Genomic DNA, 18,509 nt, shown 5'->3' with positions numbered 1-18,509 from the left:
TCTGTTTATAACTCAAAATATAAATTCAGGAAATTAATGGATGCCATTCGATATTACCGCTGTTGTGAATATCATGGGATTATCGGCAGTGGCGGTATTTGCCATCTCCGGTGCGCTGGATGCCGCCCGTCAGAAGATGGATATTCTCGGCTTCATGCTAATCGGCACTGCAACCGGGCTGGGAGGCGGCACGCTTCGCGATCTGGTGCTGGGCAACCTGCCGGTGCTCTGGATTCGGGAACCTATGTGGATCATTATCTGTCTGGTGGCATCCGCCGTCACTTACTTTATCGCACCTAAACTGGTTTCGCTTTCACGTGCGCTGATCTGGATGGATGCTATCGGTATTGCACTTTTTGGCGTAGTGGGCACTAAGATCGGACTCGATTTTGGCACATCGCCTCTGATTGCCGTGTGTATGGGTGTAATGACCGGCAGCTTTGGCGGTATTGCCCGGGATCTGCTCTGTGGCAGCAACCTGACACTGATGAATGAAGAACTGTATATCACCACCATGATGGCAGGGTCTGTCACCTATCTGACGCTTAACTCATTCAACCTGCCCAACAGTTACGATCTAGTGGGCGGTTTTGTGGTAGCTTTTGTGCTTCGGGCGCTGGCGATCCGGTTTCATATTAAACTGCCAAATATCTATCGCAAAACGCAACAGGACTGAATTAACGCCTCCCCCCCAAAAAAAGGCGAACACACGGTTCGCCTTTTTATCACTCACTTTGCTACTTCAATTAGCTTACCATTCGTTCAAAACTGCTCCGGGAAAATATTCCCTGAGTATGCGGTTCTGAAACGAATCATTAAAGCGACAGTTTATGATAATAATAAACCGCTCAAATGGCTGGCTGGCATCAAGCGGCTTCACACCACTGACACTGTGGTAGATCTGATCATCGCGTATATGCAGGATCTCTCCCGGCGCCAGGTCACCCGAGATAATCTCCTGCTGCCCCTGTTTATCAAACGACAATAAACTGGTTCCGCCACTGACATTTTCACGGTTAATCACCAACACACTGAGAAACTGGCTGCCATCCTTATGGATCCCCTGCCCCTGTAACGGATCAGTTAACGCGTTCCCCCGCACACCATTTATCTGCATCAGAATAGGTTCGCCAGGCTGAATATCCCAAAGCCCGGCCCAGCCTTTGATAAACTCAGAGACATCTTTGCGCCGGATAAAGTCATCTTCCAGCGGCGCATAGTGGCGGACTTTATCCGCCATGGTTTCAGCATCATTAAACGCACCCGCCTGGGCCATCGGACAGTCCGGCACGACAACAGGCTCACCGGACTGATTCAGATAGAACCAGGACATCCGCTTCCAGCGGCTGTCCACATAAGGATCCCGGGGGAGTTGTTTCAGATAGGGTAACCAGCCCTGCAGGTTAACCCGGTGGTGAACATCTGTTTTGCTCCAGCTACCACAGCGCACCGCTTCATATACCCGGTCATCCCAGTATTTTCCTGGCGACTGAACGTCTGACTTTTGATAAATACCCTGCTGTGGAATATAGGTTTGAGGGAGGTTCTGAACAGTATTATTTACGACTGACGTTTCCATAGTATTATCACTCCTGTGAGATAGAAACCGCTGCAGAATGCAGCAAATAGAAGCAGAAGGTCCGGCACACACCGAACCTTCTGCTTCTATTTGTAGCAATTTAAACAGGCGTTAAAAATGACGTTGGCGTTTTTGTGAAAAACGATATGGATATTATTCAAACCAGAATGCCCCGATTCAGACCCAGGGCCGAAACAGCTGAAGACGCGACACGGGTTGTCGGGTATATGCAAAAGCTCGGCGAATACCAGAAGATGTCCGATACAATCACAGCGACAGCGGCTGACATTCATCGGTTGCAGAGAGAGAAAAGAGGTGAAGTTCTGTTCGGGGAATATGATGGTGTCACGATTGGCTTTATCTATTTCTATCAAAACTCATCGGCGCTCACTGGCCAGACAGGCTTTGTATATCCCCTGTTTGCAGCCAGGTTAAGCAGTAAATCTGCCTCATAGGGAGCTGTTTATCAGAACGTTTTTGACTGCCACCAGAATTAAGGCGTTTTAATAATCAGTAAACTACAGACCTGCTAGTTAAAGAATATAAAGCCGGACCCGATCACTGTCAGCGCCGCAGAATAACTATCCGCTGCAGGAGAAAAAACGGTATCCTTAGGTTAAATGTGTCTATATTCACAGTAAGCTACTGAGATATTTTTTAAATAAACATGAACACACATCTGCAATCAAACCCACAGACTCAGATCAATAGCAAACAATCATCCACAGTTGTCGGTGGCTGGTCTGTGGCTGTCGGGCGGGCGCTGGATTCTCTGGGATACAATGGTGCTGAACTTCTGCACGCAGCGGGTGTGGATATATCACAAAAGCGCAATACGGATGTTCGCTTCAGCTCCGACCATACCCGCGCGCTCTGGGCTCTGGCACTCACAGAAACAGGTCAGGAGAATATCGGTTTACAGGTTGCGCGCTATGTCTGCCCCACTACCTTTCATGCCCTGGGTTTCTCTCTGTGGGCCAGCAACAGTCTGTTCGATGCACTCCGGCGAATGGTTCGCTTTGAAGTATTGCTCAATGACGGCTGCCACTTATCTTTGGATAAAATCGGGGAGGAAGATTTTGATTTCATCATGACCGTCCGGCACTCCGATAGCCGCCCGTTGGTTGCCCCTGAAGGGGTCGATTATTTTCTCGGCGCAGTGGTGAAGATGTTCAGGGATATGTCTGATGACGAGTTTTCTCCTGCGGCGGTCAGCTTTACCCGCCAGAAACCGGACAACCCCGGGTTATGGGAGCGTTATTTCAACTGCCCCGTCAGCTTTGGAGCGCCCGACAACCGGTTACAGTTAAGCGCTGATTCACTGATAAAAGACCTGCCAACCGGGAATACACTGTTGGCAGAGCAGAACGATAAACTGGTTGAAGACTATCTTCACCGTTTACAGATGGCCGATCTCTGCGGGCAGGTCAGAAGTGCACTGATAGACCTGATGCCACTGGGACTGACGACACTGGAAGCGGTTGCCTCTGAGTTAAAGATGGCGCCCCGAACACTGCAATATAAACTCACCCAGTCTGGCACGACGATTCAAGCGTTACGGGATCAGATCCGCGAAGAGCTTGCCCGAAAATATCTGCAACACTCCCGCCAGAGTATTACCCAGATCGCCTATTCTCTGGGGTTCTCAGATCCTGCACACCTGAACCGGGCCTTTAAACGCTGGAGCGGAGAAACCCCGACAGCGTTCCGTGCCCGTCACCTTTAAGAAAACGTTCACCACAGAGGACACAGAGGTAAATATTTAAAATCTTCTTAACCGCTTTTCTCAGTGCTCTTAGCATGCCCTTTGGGTACTGTTGCTCTGTAGTAAAAACCTTAACCGCGTTCCGATCCAGACTTCTTTAAAAACTGTTCACCACAGAGGACACAGAGGTAAACCTTTAATATCTTCCTAACCGCTTTTCTCAGTGAGCTCTGTGCCCTCTGTGGTAAAAATGCTCTTCCCCCCTTCATCTGTGGCCTCTGTGGTAAAAATTCGCTGTACAGATCAGCCCTGTCTTAAATGGTAAAAGCTTTGCTTTAAATGGCAAAGGCGATTCAGGAATCCACCCTATACTCGCTTCCTATGGAAATAACTTCCGTTGAATAAATCAAATAACAAAGCGAGTTGAGGTGAGTTATGGGCGAACTGGTTCTGGCAGCAAAAGTAACGCATGTGCCTTCGATGTTTATCTCCGAAAAAGAGGGGCCACTGCACGGTATTCGTGAATCAGCGATACAGGGGCTGCGCCGTATTGGTGATATGTGCCGCGAGCTTAAAGTGGATACCATCGTGATTTCGGACACCCATTGGCTGGTGAATGCTGGCTTTCATATTAATGCTAAACCCGATATGTCCGGGGTGTTTACCAGTACTGAGTTCCCACACTTCCTCAATAATATGGAGTACAGCCATACCGGTGATCCCGAACTCGGGCAGCAAATTGCTGAGATCGCTACAGCCAATGGCGTCACCACTCTTTGCCACCACGATGTTGATACGCTGCAGCTGCAATACGGCACTCTGGTTCCGTTACGTTATCTGGGTATCGGCAATGATATTAAAGTCGTGTCTGTCGCGGGCTGGATGTATGACGCCGATCTGGAAGAGTCGAAGCAGGTAGGCGAAGCGATTCTTGAGGCGATCAACAAGTCAGATAAGCGGGTGGCCTTCCTGGCCAGTGGATCGCTGTCACACCGAATCCCACCGAACAAAGTGGTCGGCGACTACATGTTTAAAATCAGTGAGCCACTGAATCAGGAAACCGATCTGATGGTGCTGGATATGTGGAAATCAGGCAAGCACAAAGCGTTTCTCGATATCCTACCGAAATACGCTAAAGACTGTGCCGGTGAAGGCGGTATGCACGACACAGCAATGCTGTTCGGCCTGCTGGGCTGGGACAAATATGAAGGCTGTGCAGAGATTATGACCGAATACTTCCCCAGCTCCGGCACCGGACAGTGCAACGTAGTCTTCCCGGTCTGAGCAGTATTAAAGAGTTAAAAAAGCCGTTCTCTGAACGGCTTTTTGCTTTAGTCCACAGAGGATTTAACAAGACTATCAGTAAGGCTATCGGTCGCAATAATCCGCGAATTACGCTCATTTCGGTAGACGAATTCAGCCGGATTATCGGTAACCGTTTCAGCCTTAGCACGGGCATTCAGAATCAGTTCGTGATGCTCCGACTTACTACACACAGGATCAGCATTGTGCATATCCCCGGTCAGCATATAAGCCTGACAATGACAGCCACCAAAATCATCTTCCTTTTCATCACAACTTCGACAGGGCTCTTTCATCCAGCCATCGCCACGAAAGTGGTTAAACCCCGGACTTTCATCCCAGATCTGCTGTAACGTCATCTCTGTCACATTAGGAAACTCGATCGGCAGCATGCGTGCGCTGTGACAAGGTAACGCCTTACCATCCGGCGTTACCGTCAGAAACACCTGGCCCCAACCGTTCATACACTTTTTGGGCCGCTCTTCATAGTAATCCGGCGTGACAAAAATCAGTTTAATCGGATTGCCCGCCGCGGCTAGTTTATCCCGGTATTCATTGGTGATCCGTTCAGCCCTTTCCAGTTGTTCACGGGTTGGCAGCAACTGTTTAACATTTTCAACAGCCCAGCCATAGTACTGACAGGTGGCCAGCTCAACGTAATCCGCTTCAAGTTCAACACAGAGCTCAATGATGCGGTCGATCCGGTCAATATTATGCCGGTGCGTGACAAAGTTCAGCACCATAGGATAACCCTGTGCCTTGACCTCCCGAGCCATCTTCAGTTTTTGCTTAAACGCTTTCTTTGAACCCGCCAGCATAGTGTTAACTGACTCGTCACTGGCCTGAAAACTGACCTGAATATGGTCCAGCCCCGCCTGTTGAAACTCTGCCATCTTTCGCTCATTCAGGCCCACCCCTGAGGTGATGAGGTTAGTGTAATACCCCATCTCACTGGCTCCGGCGATCAGCTCTGTCAGATCCTGTCGCACCAGCGGTTCACCACCAGAGAAGCCCAGCTGCACCGCCCCTAATTCTCGTCCCTGCTGGAAAACATCGAGCCATTGTTGGGTCGTCAGCTCCGTCTCAAAATTGGCAAAGTCGAGGGGGTTAGAACAGTAAGGGCACTGCAACGGACACTTATAGGTCAGCTCGGCCAGCAACCAGAGTGGCTGGCCATGGGTTGGGACACTGCTTAAGGACGGTGCCTGTGAAGGCTGACCGTTACAGGGTGATCCAGAGTTGCTCACGGGCGTCTCCTAAGAAATCCAGAATATCACGGTCGATCCCCTCAGCATCGGGAAACTTGGCCTGCAGTGTCTGGATAATATCCGCTGCAGTCCGCTGACCGTCCACCAGCGCCAGCACTTCACCGGCCGGGCCGTTCAGCTTAACCATGCCTTCCGGATAGAGCAGCACATAGCTGTCCTGCGCCTTCTCCCACTGGAAGCGGAACATCCAGTTGAGCACCGGGGTCTGATCCGGCGTTATCGCGGGAGCGTTCGCCGGGCTGCTCATGCAAACAATCCTTTGTGGTAAACCTTCTCGTCAGTCACCGTATGATACGGTGGACGTTTAAGTTCATAGGCCATGGTCATCGAGTCCAGCATGGTCCACAGCACATCCAGTTTAAACTGCAGGATGTTGAGCATCTTTTCCTGCTGTTCGCGGGTTTTATAGTAATCCAGGGTGATCTCCAGCCCATGTACCACATCGCGGCGAGCTTCGGTCAGACGGTTACGGAAGTACTGATAGCCCTCCTCTTTAATCCAGGGATAGTGGCCCGGCCAGCTGTCCAGACGATTCTGATGGATCGTTGGTGCAAACATCTCTGTCAGCGAGGAGCTGGCGGCTTCCTGCCAGCTCGCCCGGCGGGCAAAGTTGACATAGGCATCCACGGCAAAGCGAACACCGGGCAGCACATGCTCCTGCGACAGAATCTCTTCACGGGTCAGGCCCACTGCTTCACCCAGCTGCAGCCAGGCTTCGATACCACCGACCGCGCCATCATAGCCATCATGGTCCAGCACCCGCTGCACCCAGTGACGCCGCACATCGCGGTCGGGACAGTTGGCCATAATCGCCGCATCTTTCACCGGAATCGAGATCTGATAGTAAAAACGGTTAGCGACCCAGCCCTGGATCTGCTCTTTGGTGCAGCTGCCGTTATACATGGCAACGTGATACGGGTGTTGCGTATGGTAGTAAGCACTTTTAGCCCGCAACGCCTGCTCAAACTCATCCCGGCTCATGGGTGGCTGGACATCTTTCATCTGTGCATTCATGGTAAAACCTCTCAGAGTTCTATACCCATTCCGTCCCAGGAGACTTCGATACCGTGGGCGACCACTTCGGCCCGCTCCGGAGAGTCTTCATCCAGAATCGGATTGGTATTGTTAATATGGATCAGCACTTTCCGGGGTTTTTCTAACGTATCCAGAAAATCGATCATGCCACCCTCACCGGTGTCTTCGTTACGGGACTGCGCCAGATGGCCCATGGTGACGCCGAGCTTATCGCCAACACCTGAGGTCAGCAGCTCATCGTCACGCCAGATAGTGCCGTCAACCAGCAAGCAGTCCGCGTCTTTCATAATCGGTTTAAGGTGGGGCTCAATCTGGCCGAGGCCAGGGGCATAGAACAGAGTTTTGCCGCTGCGGGTATCTTCTATCAGGATACCTATGTTGTCCCCTGGATGAGGATCGTTGCGATGCGGTGAATAGGGTGGTGCACTGCTGAGCAGCGCAACCGCTGTCAGTTTCAGTTCGGGTACCTGAGGGATCACAAAGCTGTTAGTGCCCTCTTCTACCGATCCCCCGACAGGAATGCGGTTGCGTTTAATGCCGCCATTCCAGTGTTCCAGCATCTTGAAGATGGGAAAGCCGGTGGTCAGATCCTGATACACCATATCGGTACACCAGACCTCATGGGGGCAACCTTCACGCAGCATCAGCAGACCGGTGGTATGGTCGATCTGACTGTCCATAAAGACAATCGCCGCAATACCGGTATCGCGAATCGCACGATTCGGCTGCATCGGCGCAAAGTCAGCCAACTGCTGGCGGATATCCGGGGAGGTGTTAAACAGAATCCAGTCTTCACCGTTGGCACTCACCGCGATGGAGGACTGAGTCCGGGATTTTGCATTGAGAGTTCCGGCCCGATAGCCGACACAGTTGCGGCAATTACAGTTCCACTGAGGAAATCCGCCGCCCGCTGCGGAGCCTAATACTTGTATTTTCATTGTTATTCTTCTGTGTTGTAACTATCAGGTTTCTGATCAGTCATATTGGGCAAAAAAATTTCACCTACACAGAGACAGCAACAGCCATGCCATAAAATAAACCATTGATTTTAATAAGGTATAAACAAAAAAATCATTCACTAGCACCGGAAGCAACACTCTGTTCTGGCCAACATGCGACACACTGACTCAGATACAATGTGTTAATACAGCGTTGCAAAAACCTTATTCAGGGGCAAAAAAAACCATGCGCATGCATGGTTTTCAGGTCACAAAACAGAACATCTCTAAGACATAGAATCCAACTGCCCGGCGGCTTCATCAATGAAGAGGTTATACTTTTTTATCTTACGGTGTAATGTTGAACGGCTAATGCCCAACGCCTTTGCCGCACGGGTGACGACCCAGCGATGTTGTTCAAGCACTTGCTCCAACTCTTCCTTTTCAGATAGCGTCTGCGGTTCCGTCCCCTCCTCTGCCACACCCGCCATCGATACCATGCGGGATGGAGGAGCATAAGAAAACTGGTCTGCCTGATGTTCAATAGTGGCAGGTTCGGCAAACACCTCATCAGGCAGGTCATCAAGCTGAATAAGATCTCCCTCACGCATACACATAGCGTACTGGAGTACATTTTTCAGCTGACGGATATTGCCCGGCCACTGATAGCGACACAGTACTTTCAAAGCCTCGGGAGCGACCTGTACGTTTTCAGCATTCTCTTCATCCAGACAGAGAGCACGCAATACTTTCTCGATAATAACCGGCTGGTCTTCCCGTTCGCGCAAACTTGGCAAAGCAACCTGAAAACCACTGATGCGGTAGAACAGGTCTTCCCGGAAATCGCCACTGCTGACCAGCTCTTTCAGATCACGGTGAGTCGCACAAATAACATTCAGACTGACCTTTACAGGGTTCACCTCGCCCAGCGGGATGATCTCACTTTCAGCAAGCACTCTGAGCAAACTGGCTTGCAGCTCGATGGGCATGTCGCCGATTTCATCGAGAAACAGGGTGCCGCCATTACTGGCCTGAATCTTACCCACCTTGCCGGTTTTCAATCCCCCGGTAAAGGTACCGGCACCATAACCAAACAATTCACTTTCAATCAGCGATTCAGGAATCGCAGCACAATTAAGCGTTATAAACGGCTTGTCTGCACGCTCACTGCTTTGATGCAGCGCCCGGGCCCACACCTCTTTACCGGTACCGGTTTCTCCCTGCAGCAGGATGCTGATACCCTTGTTCACGATACGCTGACAACGACTGGCCTGCTTCAATAACAGCGGCTCTTTTCCTGCTGCATTAAACAGAGGTGAATCCTCAGCCTGATTTCCGGCAACCTCTGTTTTAGCCGCGAGACTATTAGGTTCCGAGCGTTTTGACAGAGTACTCTGAGAGGATTTCGCCTGCGTTTCAGAGGCTGAATGATGTAACAGGGTCGCAAAAAGTTTTAGCGACTTAGCATTAATCCGGACGTAAAGTTCGACGACATCTGATGACTCCAGATGCTCTGAATTATGGCTGAATGCTTCCTGAAACTTGCGACCGACTAATTCATAACGGTCCCGGCACCCCAGTGTCAGCAGCAGCGGCGTTGTCGCAGCGATAATTGTATCGCTGTCATTGACCGCAATAAGCGCTGTTGTCTCGGGTCGAAGCGGAGAAAAGGATAAGCTGATGACACGCTGATGTGCATACGCATTTTTAAAAACGATCGCCTCAATTTCATCTGCGGTCTCACACACAAGATTGAGCGCTAAAGCCTGATAAAGTCGGTTTCCAGACGCATAGGTAGAGATATCCAGGGCTCCAAATGGCGTACCATCCGGAGAGATTAACGGCGCAGCGGAGCAGCTGAAATTATGCAGATTAAAGCCATAATGCTCTTCAGCAAACACGGTTACTGGTTTGCACTCGGTTAAACAGGTTCCAAGGCCATTCGTACCGACCGTTTTTTCTGACCACAAGGTTCCCTGACGCAGACCTTTCTGCTCCAGATCATGACTAATATTGGAATCCGCATAGGATTTAACAACCACACCTTCAGTGTTCGTTATCAGAACCGCATAACCACTCTGCTTTGATACTGTTCTGATCTTATCAAACACCTCTTCGGAATCGCTCAACAGCTTTTCCATCGGTTCCCGGCGCTGCCTGACTTCAGACTCAGAAAGCGAAACCAGCTCTACATTGGCGTCTGGGGTCATCTTGTATTGATCACGACACCGTTCCCAGGAGCTCTTAATATACTTATCAGTAGCGGTATCGGTATCCCTCTCTTCTGGCTCCTGTATGTTTACAGACTTCGCATTCTTATCAGAATAACCTGTATTTGAAGACATCAATTCACCTGTTCACTCCCCGCCTTCGCAATTCAACGCCAGACAGGGATCATTTTTATATTTATTTAGTGTCAAGTTGTACAAGCCCACAGTATCCCTAAACTACTCCTTTTACCCTATGTTAAAACTATACTTTGGCACAAAAAACCTCTGTTAAATATAGCATACATTCATTGAGCCCCTGTAAAGAGGCCACTCAGCCGTCACATCGCCCTTCACGATCGATCCAGCACTTTCCTTACCCGCCATTATTACAGAAGCAACAGATAACAAAGAAGCGCGAAAGACGCGCTCAAAACTCTGCCCTGGATAAGCAGATATGGAAGAAGCAAACACGATCCAAAACGGATTTATTTGACGCCATAACGATTCAGTATGTCTGCCAATGAACCATCATTCTTCATCTCGGCCAGTAGCTGATTAAAACGATTACGGGAGTTATCATCTGACTTGCGTAATCCCAGCGCATAATCGTAATTCAGTCCGGTGCTGAGAACAGCCTCGGCATCAAACACCTGTAGCTGTCCATGACCGGTCTGAAACCATCCTGCGGAAACATTGGTCACTACGGCGGCGTCAATTAGCCCATCAGCCAGTGCCTGCAAACGGCTGGCTTCATCAGGAAAGCGTACGGCAATACGGATATTGTTTTTAGTTAAAGCATGGGATGCAATGCTGCCCGGCGACACCCCTACCACCAGCGGTTTAAGATCATCGATACTATTGATAACCGGGCCGTTATCACGGGTAACCAGCTTAAACTCAAGACGTAGATAGGGTTCTGTGATCAGCAGATATTTTGAATCGCCACCTTTAAGCCGGGCAACACCAGCATAAAAATCACAACCCACTTTCTTAGCCTGACGCTTAGAAAAGATCCAGGAAACATTCAGAGATACGCCTAACTTTTCAGCGATAGCCCTTGCCACATCGATCTGCAGGCCTTCAGGTGTATCAGCCTGCTTAGAGAATGGCATCTGTTCCGGATTTGCACACAGATTAATTTCACCACTTGCTCTGATCTCACTGATTGCCTGCGAATTTGCAGCCGGACTTATAGCGATAAACGTCCATGCGATAAAACTGATAATCACTGAACTCAGTCGTTTATGAAATCGGGGCGTCAGTCTTTTTATTTTTATACTCATATCGGACCTCACGGTTTGACTGGTTGTTACTTTTCTTCACTTAACGACAGGATATAGGTCACCAACTCCCAGCGTTCTTCGGGTGTGAATGTCCTTTTCCACGGTGGCATGACTAATGAACCGCGTTTTTTTCCTTTTGTGATTGTTTTAAAAAGGTAATCTGCATCAAACTCACGTCCCTGAAGTTTCCTGGCTTTTCCTCCTGAGCCCTGATGTCCATGACAGTAAACACAGGTCTGATTAAACCGGTGCTCACCATTGGCAACTGAACTGTTCTCTTTACTAAAGACTTTCGCCTTCATCTCGGCAATATACTCAGGATCTTCCTGAGCTTTTTTCTTTGCAGTTTTTCCATCATCGCTAACCGGCGGCGCCACGGCATAAGTGACCCCACTCAGCAGTGTAATCAGGAATACGCTATAGCGTATCGATGTTAATAACTGAACTGACATAACAGTACTCTCCCACTCAATCATCTGAAAAAAGGGGGCAGCGGCTACGCCACCCCCAATGCGGAACTAACTAGTCTTCCAGGGTAAATGCAACCAAGGCTGCACCACCGGGTAATCCGCTGACTTCAGGGAAAGCACTCGCCATAAATCCTGGCGCATGGGAACCAAATCCGGTTGAAGCCAGAATGTACTGTTTACCCTTAACTGAGTAGCTGACAATACCGCCACGAAGACCGGAACCGGCATTGAAGTTCCAGATCTCTTTGCCATTCTCTGCGTTATATCCGTGGATCACACCGTAGGGGTCACCATTAAAGACCAGGTTACCGCCGGTAGTCAGAACACTACCCAGACCGGGAAGCGGGTAATCAACAGACCATTTCAATTTACCGGTGATCGGGTCACGTGCATCCAGTCGGGCTGAAGCTTTCTTGCCCGGAGGCGGAACCGCCACCAGCTTACTGACCCCCAGATAGAGACCGGCGATACCGACACTCTCATGTTCCTGAGGTGCAGGAACGACAACGTTACACACCTCCATCGCGTTGGTGTACCAGAGACCTGTATCGGGGTTATAGGCTCCATGATTCCAGCTACGGGCACCCAATAGATAAGGACAGATCGTGGTTTCTTTACCTTCAGGCATATCAACCCGGCCAATCAGCTCACCGGTTTTAGGATCGATACCTTTAACAAAGTTGATATTCTCCGCCAAAGGCCAGACGTTCTCGACCTTACCGGTAGCTTTCTCCAATACAAAAACGTAACCACTTTTGTTGAGATGTACTAAAACATCTTTGCCGTCGACATTCAGACTCAGTGCTTCATAAGCTGAATCATAGTCCCAGACATCATGCGGAATCTCCTGATAAGCCCATTTCAACTTACCCGTTTTAGGCTCGAGAGCCAGCAGGCTGGCACTGTATTTGTTATCCCCTTCGCGCTCTGCACCATAGAAATCAGGCGCCGCATTTGAAGTACCGATAAAGATGGTGTCAGTTTTTTTATCGTAGGTACCCGGCAACCAGGCACCGCTTCCGCCAACTTCACCGGAATCGCCTGGCCAGCTTTTCGGATCATCTTTTTTCAGAATATCGAAGGTCCACATCCTTTCGCCGGTAATCGCATTGACCGCGAAGATTTTACCCTGAGTTGGCTGGTCACCACCGGTGGTTCCGCCGAACAGGACATCTCCCGCCAGCTGTGGTGGAGAGGAGAACAGGCAGCCGTAGCACTTTTCCTGATCGGTAATCTGAGTTGACCACTTTTCTTTACCAGTTTTCTGATCAAGCGCAATAAAGCGCCCGTCGAGAGACCCGACATAGACGTTCCCATGGCCGACTGTGACGCCACGACTTGCGGCCACATAGAACACCTCATCAACAATCGCATCCAGATCAGCCTGATAGTGCCAGATCTGTTTACCGGTCGCCGCTTCCAGGGCAAATACGTTGTTATTTGGCCCGATATAATAAGCAATGCCATCAACCACGATCGGCGTTGCCTGCAAGCCCATCTGAATATCGCCCGGCTGATGAATCCAGGCCACTTTAAGCTTATCAATGTTATCCGAGTTGATCTGATCCAATGGGCTATATCGCCATGCATCAGACGTTCGGTGGTATTGCGGCCAGTCATCAGGGCTTTCTGAAGATGCATTCACAGCCGAAGCGCACGACAAGGCAAGGGTCGACGTAATACATGCGGATAGCGCTAGTTTTTTTATTTTAATCACTTCTCGATCTCCATCTATCAATATCATGCAGACCCACCCGGGTAAGTCCGCCACTACACATCAGAGAGCAACGCAACATGCAGGCCAATATCGAGAACCCTTGCCACAAAAAAAACTAATGCACTGATATATAAGTACTTTTAATCAAAAAAAGACGACACTGCGGAGAACTCCAGAGATTTGTCTGAACAATGAATCCAGCATGACAACACAAATCGTGTCAGGGAATGACACAGACTGTATTACAGAGCAGTGTGAGCTGAGGGGCGTTTACAACAAACCGACCGACAGACAAACCCGGCAGCTCCCCCGGCTAACGAGACTTTGTGTGTCGGTGCAGCTTCTGTCCCGATGAAGCAGGAATTCTGAGCATAGGAAGACTCTTTCATGACCAGGCGGGTACGATCTTTGCTTTACTCATTCATGACATTTCAAGTCACGTTATGCATTCATCTATAAATGAGGAAAATAAAATGAACTGGACAAAACCAGCGTATAAAGATCTGAGAATTGGTTTCGAAGTCACAATGTACTTCGCACACCGCTAAACCGGCAGGAAGTACCGCTTAAAACATACGTGCCCCGCCCCTGCTTCATTGCGGGGGTTCTAAACCCTGCAACAGCAATACCCCCATCACTCGTTAATGATCCCTGATCCACGCTGATAGTGTCTGCCTGGCACACTCTGACTCGAATACTGATACACACTGATGCAGAAGACTTCCGCCTCATATTAAATAAATGCCCTGTTTCCACCGCTATTACAGACTTGCCGCAAGAATCCACTAACTGGCACGGGAAATGCGTTTATGGGAGTTCACTGTTCATAAACCATGGAGTATCAACATGAAAAAAATAAAAATATTAACCGCATCACTGTTTTTATTTTCCCTTTTCATCCAACAAAGCCAGGCGGGTATACCCGGTATGCGGGGTAGTCAGCATCTGGGATTCACCGTCCCAAATGTTGAAGAAGCAACTGCTTTTTTTAAAGATATCATCGGCTGCGAATCTTTTTATTCAATTGGTCCTTTTGGTCCATTTGATAATGACTGGATGACAGAAAACCTGAATGTAGACAAAAAGGCAGTGATTTCCACCGCCCATCTGATGCGTTGTGGAAATGGTGTAAACCTTGAGATCTTTCAGTACACATCTCCAGATCAAAGAAAAACCCTTCCGCGTAACAGTGACATTGGTGGGCACCACCTTGCATTCTATGTAGACGATATGGCCACCGCTGTTAAATATCTGGAAGATAAAGGGATAAAAGTGCTGGGCAAGCCACATACCTTTACTGATACCGGCATGAAAGGTCTGACCTGGGTGTACTTCATGGCGCCATGGGGCATGCAGCTGGAGATTGTCAGCTACCCATTTGGCCAGGGGTACGAAAAAGAGATGGGGGGCAGAATGTGGGACCCACGCTACTAATAGCGCTTCAGAAAACTAATAAGGTTACTAATAGCATTACCTTCGGGTAATGCTATTAAAAAATGGTACAGGTTATGAAAAAAATATACGCACTGTTCCTCATCCTCATAAGCTCGTTACTCAGCTCAGCAGCAAACGCTCATTTCTCCCATTTTGAGCCAAGAATCATCCATCTGTATGAAGCAAACCAGGACACTATTATTCTGATGCGCATGCCGCTTCCCCTGATTCTTCTGGATGACAGCTGGAAAGGGATGGACAGTAAACAGGAAGTTCCTTTTACACAGAGAATATCCGCAGCAGACACCGTCGAGTATCTGATCAATCACAATGAGATCCGGGAAAATCTGGCAGAGTTAAAAACCCTGATCACAGCAGGATACAGCATCAAAAAAAATGGGCAGCAGCAGCTCTATCGTGTTGAGGCAATCAACATATTTAACTCAGACAGCCGCAAACCCTTCAGTAGTTTAGACACAGCCCAGAGCAATTTTAACGGTGACGTCAGTATCAGCGCAGATTCCCGTTCACTGTTTGATGCAGGACTGGATATCAGGCTAAGGCTACCTGATACCTCATTGATCAACGATGAAATCACCATCAGCAGTATTCTGGGTGATAAATTCAATGCCATTAATCGTCTCGCCAATATCATTAACCTCTACAGGGATGACGAAAAAACATCTGCAACAACGGTGGGGATTCTCGACTACTCAACCACCCGCCAGCCTTCGCTGACAGCACGACTGATTGATGGCTTCAGCAGCGGCTTCAGCCATATACTGATTGGCACCGACCATATCCTGTTTATACTGCTACTATTTTTCAGTGCTAGCGGTTTTATCAGGCTGCTGTCTCTGGCCACAGCGTTCACCATCGGACACTCATTCAGCCTGCTGTTCGGCAATAACCTGGCGATTACATCGCCTGCATTTACACCGGGGATCGAACTGTTGATTGCCCTGACAATCTGCGTCACCGCAATCCTGTTACTGTGCAAAAAAGCGCAGCATATCGGCACCACTCCGATACTGATTATCGGTGTTATTCACGGCTTTGGATTCTCATTTGTCTTTAATGAACTGGCACGGGAGGGTTCTCAAACCAGTCTCAGCAATCTGCTTTCGTTCAATGTCGGTATCGAAGCGGGCCAGCTGTTTGTCTATGGTCTGGCATTTGTACTGACCGCACTGATCAGAAAGCATCTGACCTCTGCCAGACCGATTCACGTCTACGTCTCGTTGTTCACCCTGGTGGTGTCGGCCTACTGGATAGTGACCCGTTCAATTCCACTGATTGAAACAATGCAAATCTGAGAGGCATCCGTTTACAGAGAGCGATAATAAAATAAAAAGCACAACAACCGTTTAAACACAGAGAACACAGAGATTATGTGTAAAAATACTGGCTGCTATTGGGATATAATCTGAACAAATGGGAAAGCGGAGTGTGTTGCCATACAAGTTACTCAAACTCCGCAAGTCAGGGCTGGCTCCTCAGGGTTGTCAGCTCCTTAGCCAGGCCTAAATAAAGTCTACCCGCCTGACTTTGACCGCCCTACCAAGCCTTTCTGAGGATCATAGCCCCACACCGCCAGACTAAAAAATAGTATAAAGGCCCCGCTGACGACCCCAAGTGATAGCCAGTTAAACTGGCCATACAGGGCAAAACGCACCAGCTCTACGGCGTGACTAAAGGGGTTGTACTGCGCGACCTGATACACCAGCTCTGCACCCGCCTCTTCCAGTTTCCACAGCGGGTAGAGCGCCGGCGAGATAAAGAACATGGGGAAGATTACAAAGTTCATCATCCCGGCGAAATTCTCCAGCTGTTTCACCGATACCGAAAGTAACAACCCCAGCGCCCCCAGCATCAGCGCGGCGAGGATAAACGCAGGCAGTGCGGTGAGCGCACCATAGAGCGGGATATCCACATCAAACAGCCAGCAGATAATCATAAAGCTGTACACCTGCAACAGCGATAACAGTGTCCCGGCCATCAGTTTACTAAACAGGATATACCAGCGCGGCAGTGGCGCTGTCAGTAACAGACGCATCAGCCCCATCTCCCGGTCATACACCATCGACAAAGATGACTGCATACCGTTGAACAGCATCACCATACACAACAGACCCGGCGTGATGTACACCTCATACTCGATATAAGATTCATACGGGGGGATAACCGCTACCCCGAAGACATTCTGAAAACCGGCGGCAAACACCAGAAGCCATAAGGCGGGCCTCACCAGTGCTGAAAACAGACGCCCTTTCTGACGCATGAACTTGCTGGTCTCGCGGGCGGACAGTGCGCTGAATGCATTGATCGCATGCATGGAATTCACAGACTGCCTCCCGGATTCAGTTGGCAGCGCCCCTCATCATGATCACTGCCGAGCACATCGAGGTTATTCATCGGATGCAGGAAACCATCAATGGGCGCACGCCCGATGACACGGTTCAGCGAGGTGAGGAAAACGGGTTGTCTGAGCTGATTGTTCCAGGGGCGGAAGTTCAGCGGATAGCCTTTGGCACCATCCAGCTTAAACGATTCAGAACGTATCGTATGAAACAGTGATTCAGCGGTGACAGCGCGGTTATCAGACGTAGGCAGATCGAGCATTGCCTGGGCAATCACCTTCACCGCTAACCAGGCTGACCAATCGAAGCCGGTCATCTGCCGCTTCGCTTTCTTTTTAAAACGTTTGTTGACCTGAGGAGCACCATTACGCTCCCAGGCCCAGTGCCACCAGTCTGCCACCAGCCCGGATGCACCGACCACTGGTCGTGGTTTAATGATGGAGTACGGCACATCGACGGCAAACTCTCCCCTGCTATCGACAACATAGACCACATCATAATCATACTTAGCGGTTAACAGGGCGATATTGTTCTGGTAGCGCTGGCGGGGGTCATTCCCCAGCGTGTATGACTTAAGGGCGACCAGATCGAGACCAAACTTTTTGGCGGACGCCTGTAATGAATCGAGATAGCGCTGATCGGCTTCCGTATCACTGTGCAGCACCAGCACCTCTTTCCATTTTTTAGAGATCAGGTACTGCGCCATCGCATCAGTCAGCATCCGACGGCTAGGTGCTATATGCAGCAAATTAGCGTAACAGTCTGCATCCCGCAGGTTGTTTTCAAGGGCACTAAGGTTAAACAGAACAGTACCGCTACCCTGTGCAGCATCAGCGGCCAGTTTTACCCCCTCAGCTGGAAGATCCAGTAATAAAAACTGCGTGCCTTCAGCCTGCAAACGCCGCATAAGCGCAGGCAGGCGGCTAAGTTCATCGACATCATATTTAGCCAGCTCAAACTTCACACCGTTTTTCTGCGCTGCAAAGCGGGACTCTTTCATCGCCAGCTCAACGGCCGTATCGAGTCGACCCCAGGGTTGAGCCTGATAACGGGCATCGATGACGTCTTCCCGGTAACGGGGATCGTTTGCGTATTCAATCAGGGCGATGCTGACTGTCTGAAGCTCCGCTGCCGATACCGAGGATGACAAAAGCAATGCCAGCAATAAGACAGCCCGCCTGAGACTCATCGACCCGAGGCTTATCTGG

The 18,509-nt window shown here is 49.6% G+C and carries 18 protein-coding genes; 7 read left to right on the top strand and 11 right to left on the bottom strand.

All coding sequences use genetic code 11. The features are described from left to right. The first annotated feature begins 40 nt into the window (after positions 1-40). Entirely contained in the window at positions 41-676 is a 636-nt protein-coding gene (locus KDX31_03135; protein UTW04027.1) for a trimeric intracellular cation channel family protein, read from the top strand. A 75-nt stretch (positions 677-751) separates the two neighbouring features. Here KDX31_03135 and KDX31_03130 read toward each other — a convergent pair whose 3' ends face one another. Then, positions 752-1,579, bottom strand: coding sequence for a 2OG-Fe dioxygenase family protein (locus KDX31_03130; GenBank protein UTW04026.1), 828 nt, complete (start codon positions 1,577-1,579; stop codon positions 752-754). A 146-nt stretch (positions 1,580-1,725) separates the two neighbouring features. Here KDX31_03130 and KDX31_03125 point away from each other — a divergent pair, with 146 nt between their 5' ends. The 3 genes from KDX31_03125 (at position 1,726) to hpaD (ending at position 4,568) form a co-directional block, all read left to right on the top strand. Next, the gene (locus tag KDX31_03125; protein UTW04025.1) at positions 1,726-2,034 is read left to right on the top strand and encodes a hypothetical protein; all 309 of its coding nucleotides are present in this window, start codon (positions 1,726-1,728) and stop codon (positions 2,032-2,034) included. Between the two features lie 212 nt (positions 2,035-2,246). After that, complete coding sequence (locus KDX31_03120) at positions 2,247-3,305, top strand: AraC family transcriptional regulator ligand-binding domain-containing protein (protein ID UTW04024.1); 1,059 nt, start codon at positions 2,247-2,249, stop codon at positions 3,303-3,305. A gap of 414 nt (positions 3,306-3,719) precedes the next feature. Continuing rightward, the gene (gene hpaD, locus KDX31_03115) at positions 3,720-4,568 is read left to right on the top strand and encodes a 3,4-dihydroxyphenylacetate 2,3-dioxygenase (GenBank protein UTW04023.1); all 849 of its coding nucleotides are present in this window, start codon (positions 3,720-3,722) and stop codon (positions 4,566-4,568) included. Between the two features lie 47 nt (positions 4,569-4,615). Here hpaD and pqqE read toward each other — a convergent pair whose 3' ends face one another. From pqqE to KDX31_03075, 8 genes are all read right to left on the bottom strand, one after another. Then, positions 4,616-5,833, bottom strand: coding sequence for a pyrroloquinoline quinone biosynthesis protein PqqE (gene pqqE / locus KDX31_03110; protein UTW04022.1), 1,218 nt, complete (start codon positions 5,831-5,833; stop codon positions 4,616-4,618). Then, on the bottom strand, positions 5,808-6,101 hold the full coding sequence (gene pqqD, locus KDX31_03105) for a pyrroloquinoline quinone biosynthesis peptide chaperone PqqD (protein ID UTW04021.1): 294 nt from the start codon (positions 6,099-6,101) through the stop codon (positions 5,808-5,810). The genes pqqE and pqqD overlap by 26 nt, the downstream gene beginning before the upstream one ends. Then, positions 6,098-6,868 carry a pyrroloquinoline-quinone synthase PqqC gene (gene pqqC / locus KDX31_03100; protein ID UTW04020.1) on the bottom strand — a complete coding sequence of 257 codons (771 nt, stop codon included), beginning with the start codon at positions 6,866-6,868 and terminating at the stop codon, positions 6,098-6,100. Before pqqC ends, pqqD begins: the two co-directional genes overlap by 4 nt. Positions 6,869-6,879: 11 nt before the next feature. Then, a complete protein-coding gene (pqqB, locus tag KDX31_03095; protein UTW04019.1) occupies positions 6,880-7,827 on the bottom strand; it encodes a pyrroloquinoline quinone biosynthesis protein PqqB in 948 nt (315 codons plus the stop codon). Positions 7,828-8,114: 287 nt separating this feature from the next. Next, positions 8,115-10,172 (bottom strand): sigma-54-dependent Fis family transcriptional regulator, encoded by a 2,058-nt coding sequence (locus KDX31_03090; GenBank protein ID UTW04018.1) that lies wholly within the window; start codon positions 10,170-10,172, stop codon positions 8,115-8,117. A 350-nt stretch (positions 10,173-10,522) separates the two neighbouring features. Next, positions 10,523-11,320, bottom strand: a complete 798-nt coding sequence (locus tag KDX31_03085; protein UTW04017.1) for a transporter substrate-binding domain-containing protein — start codon at positions 11,318-11,320, stop codon at positions 10,523-10,525. A gap of 26 nt (positions 11,321-11,346) precedes the next feature. Further along, on the bottom strand, positions 11,347-11,772 hold the full coding sequence (locus tag KDX31_03080; protein ID UTW04016.1) for a cytochrome c: 426 nt from the start codon (positions 11,770-11,772) through the stop codon (positions 11,347-11,349). Between the two features lie 70 nt (positions 11,773-11,842). Beyond that, positions 11,843-13,534 carry a PQQ-binding-like beta-propeller repeat protein gene (locus KDX31_03075; GenBank protein UTW04015.1) on the bottom strand — a complete coding sequence of 564 codons (1,692 nt, stop codon included), beginning with the start codon at positions 13,532-13,534 and terminating at the stop codon, positions 11,843-11,845. A 446-nt stretch (positions 13,535-13,980) separates the two neighbouring features. Between KDX31_03075 and pqqA the strand changes: the two genes are divergently transcribed. The 3 genes from pqqA to KDX31_03060 all read left to right on the top strand — a co-directional run bounded on the left by pqqA (position 13,981) and on the right by KDX31_03060 (position 16,257). Then, positions 13,981-14,055, top strand: coding sequence for a pyrroloquinoline quinone precursor peptide PqqA (gene pqqA, locus KDX31_03070; GenBank protein UTW05285.1), 75 nt, complete (start codon positions 13,981-13,983; stop codon positions 14,053-14,055). A gap of 298 nt (positions 14,056-14,353) precedes the next feature. After that, entirely contained in the window at positions 14,354-14,941 is a 588-nt protein-coding gene (locus KDX31_03065; protein ID UTW04014.1) for a VOC family protein, read from the top strand. A 74-nt stretch (positions 14,942-15,015) separates the two neighbouring features. Next, complete coding sequence (locus tag KDX31_03060; protein ID UTW04013.1) at positions 15,016-16,257, top strand: HupE/UreJ family protein; 1,242 nt, start codon at positions 15,016-15,018, stop codon at positions 16,255-16,257. Positions 16,258-16,475: 218 nt separating this feature from the next. Here the strand turns inward: KDX31_03060 and KDX31_03055 are convergent, their stop codons facing one another. Next, positions 16,476-17,276 (bottom strand): ABC transporter permease, encoded by an 801-nt coding sequence (locus KDX31_03055; protein UTW05284.1) that lies wholly within the window; start codon positions 17,274-17,276, stop codon positions 16,476-16,478. Between the two features lie 5 nt (positions 17,277-17,281). Further along, the gene (locus tag KDX31_03050; GenBank protein ID UTW04012.1) at positions 17,282-18,490 is read right to left on the bottom strand and encodes an ABC transporter substrate-binding protein; all 1,209 of its coding nucleotides are present in this window, start codon (positions 18,488-18,490) and stop codon (positions 17,282-17,284) included. Between the last annotated feature and the right edge of the window lie 19 nt (positions 18,491-18,509).

It is taken from the genome of Amphritea atlantica (assembly GCA_024397875.1).
In the GTDB taxonomy this organism is placed as follows: Bacteria; Pseudomonadota; Gammaproteobacteria; order Pseudomonadales; family Balneatricaceae; genus Amphritea; species Amphritea atlantica_B.
Note: the sequence above shows the minus strand (reverse complement) of the source record. Positions and strands in the feature narration are given on the sequence as shown.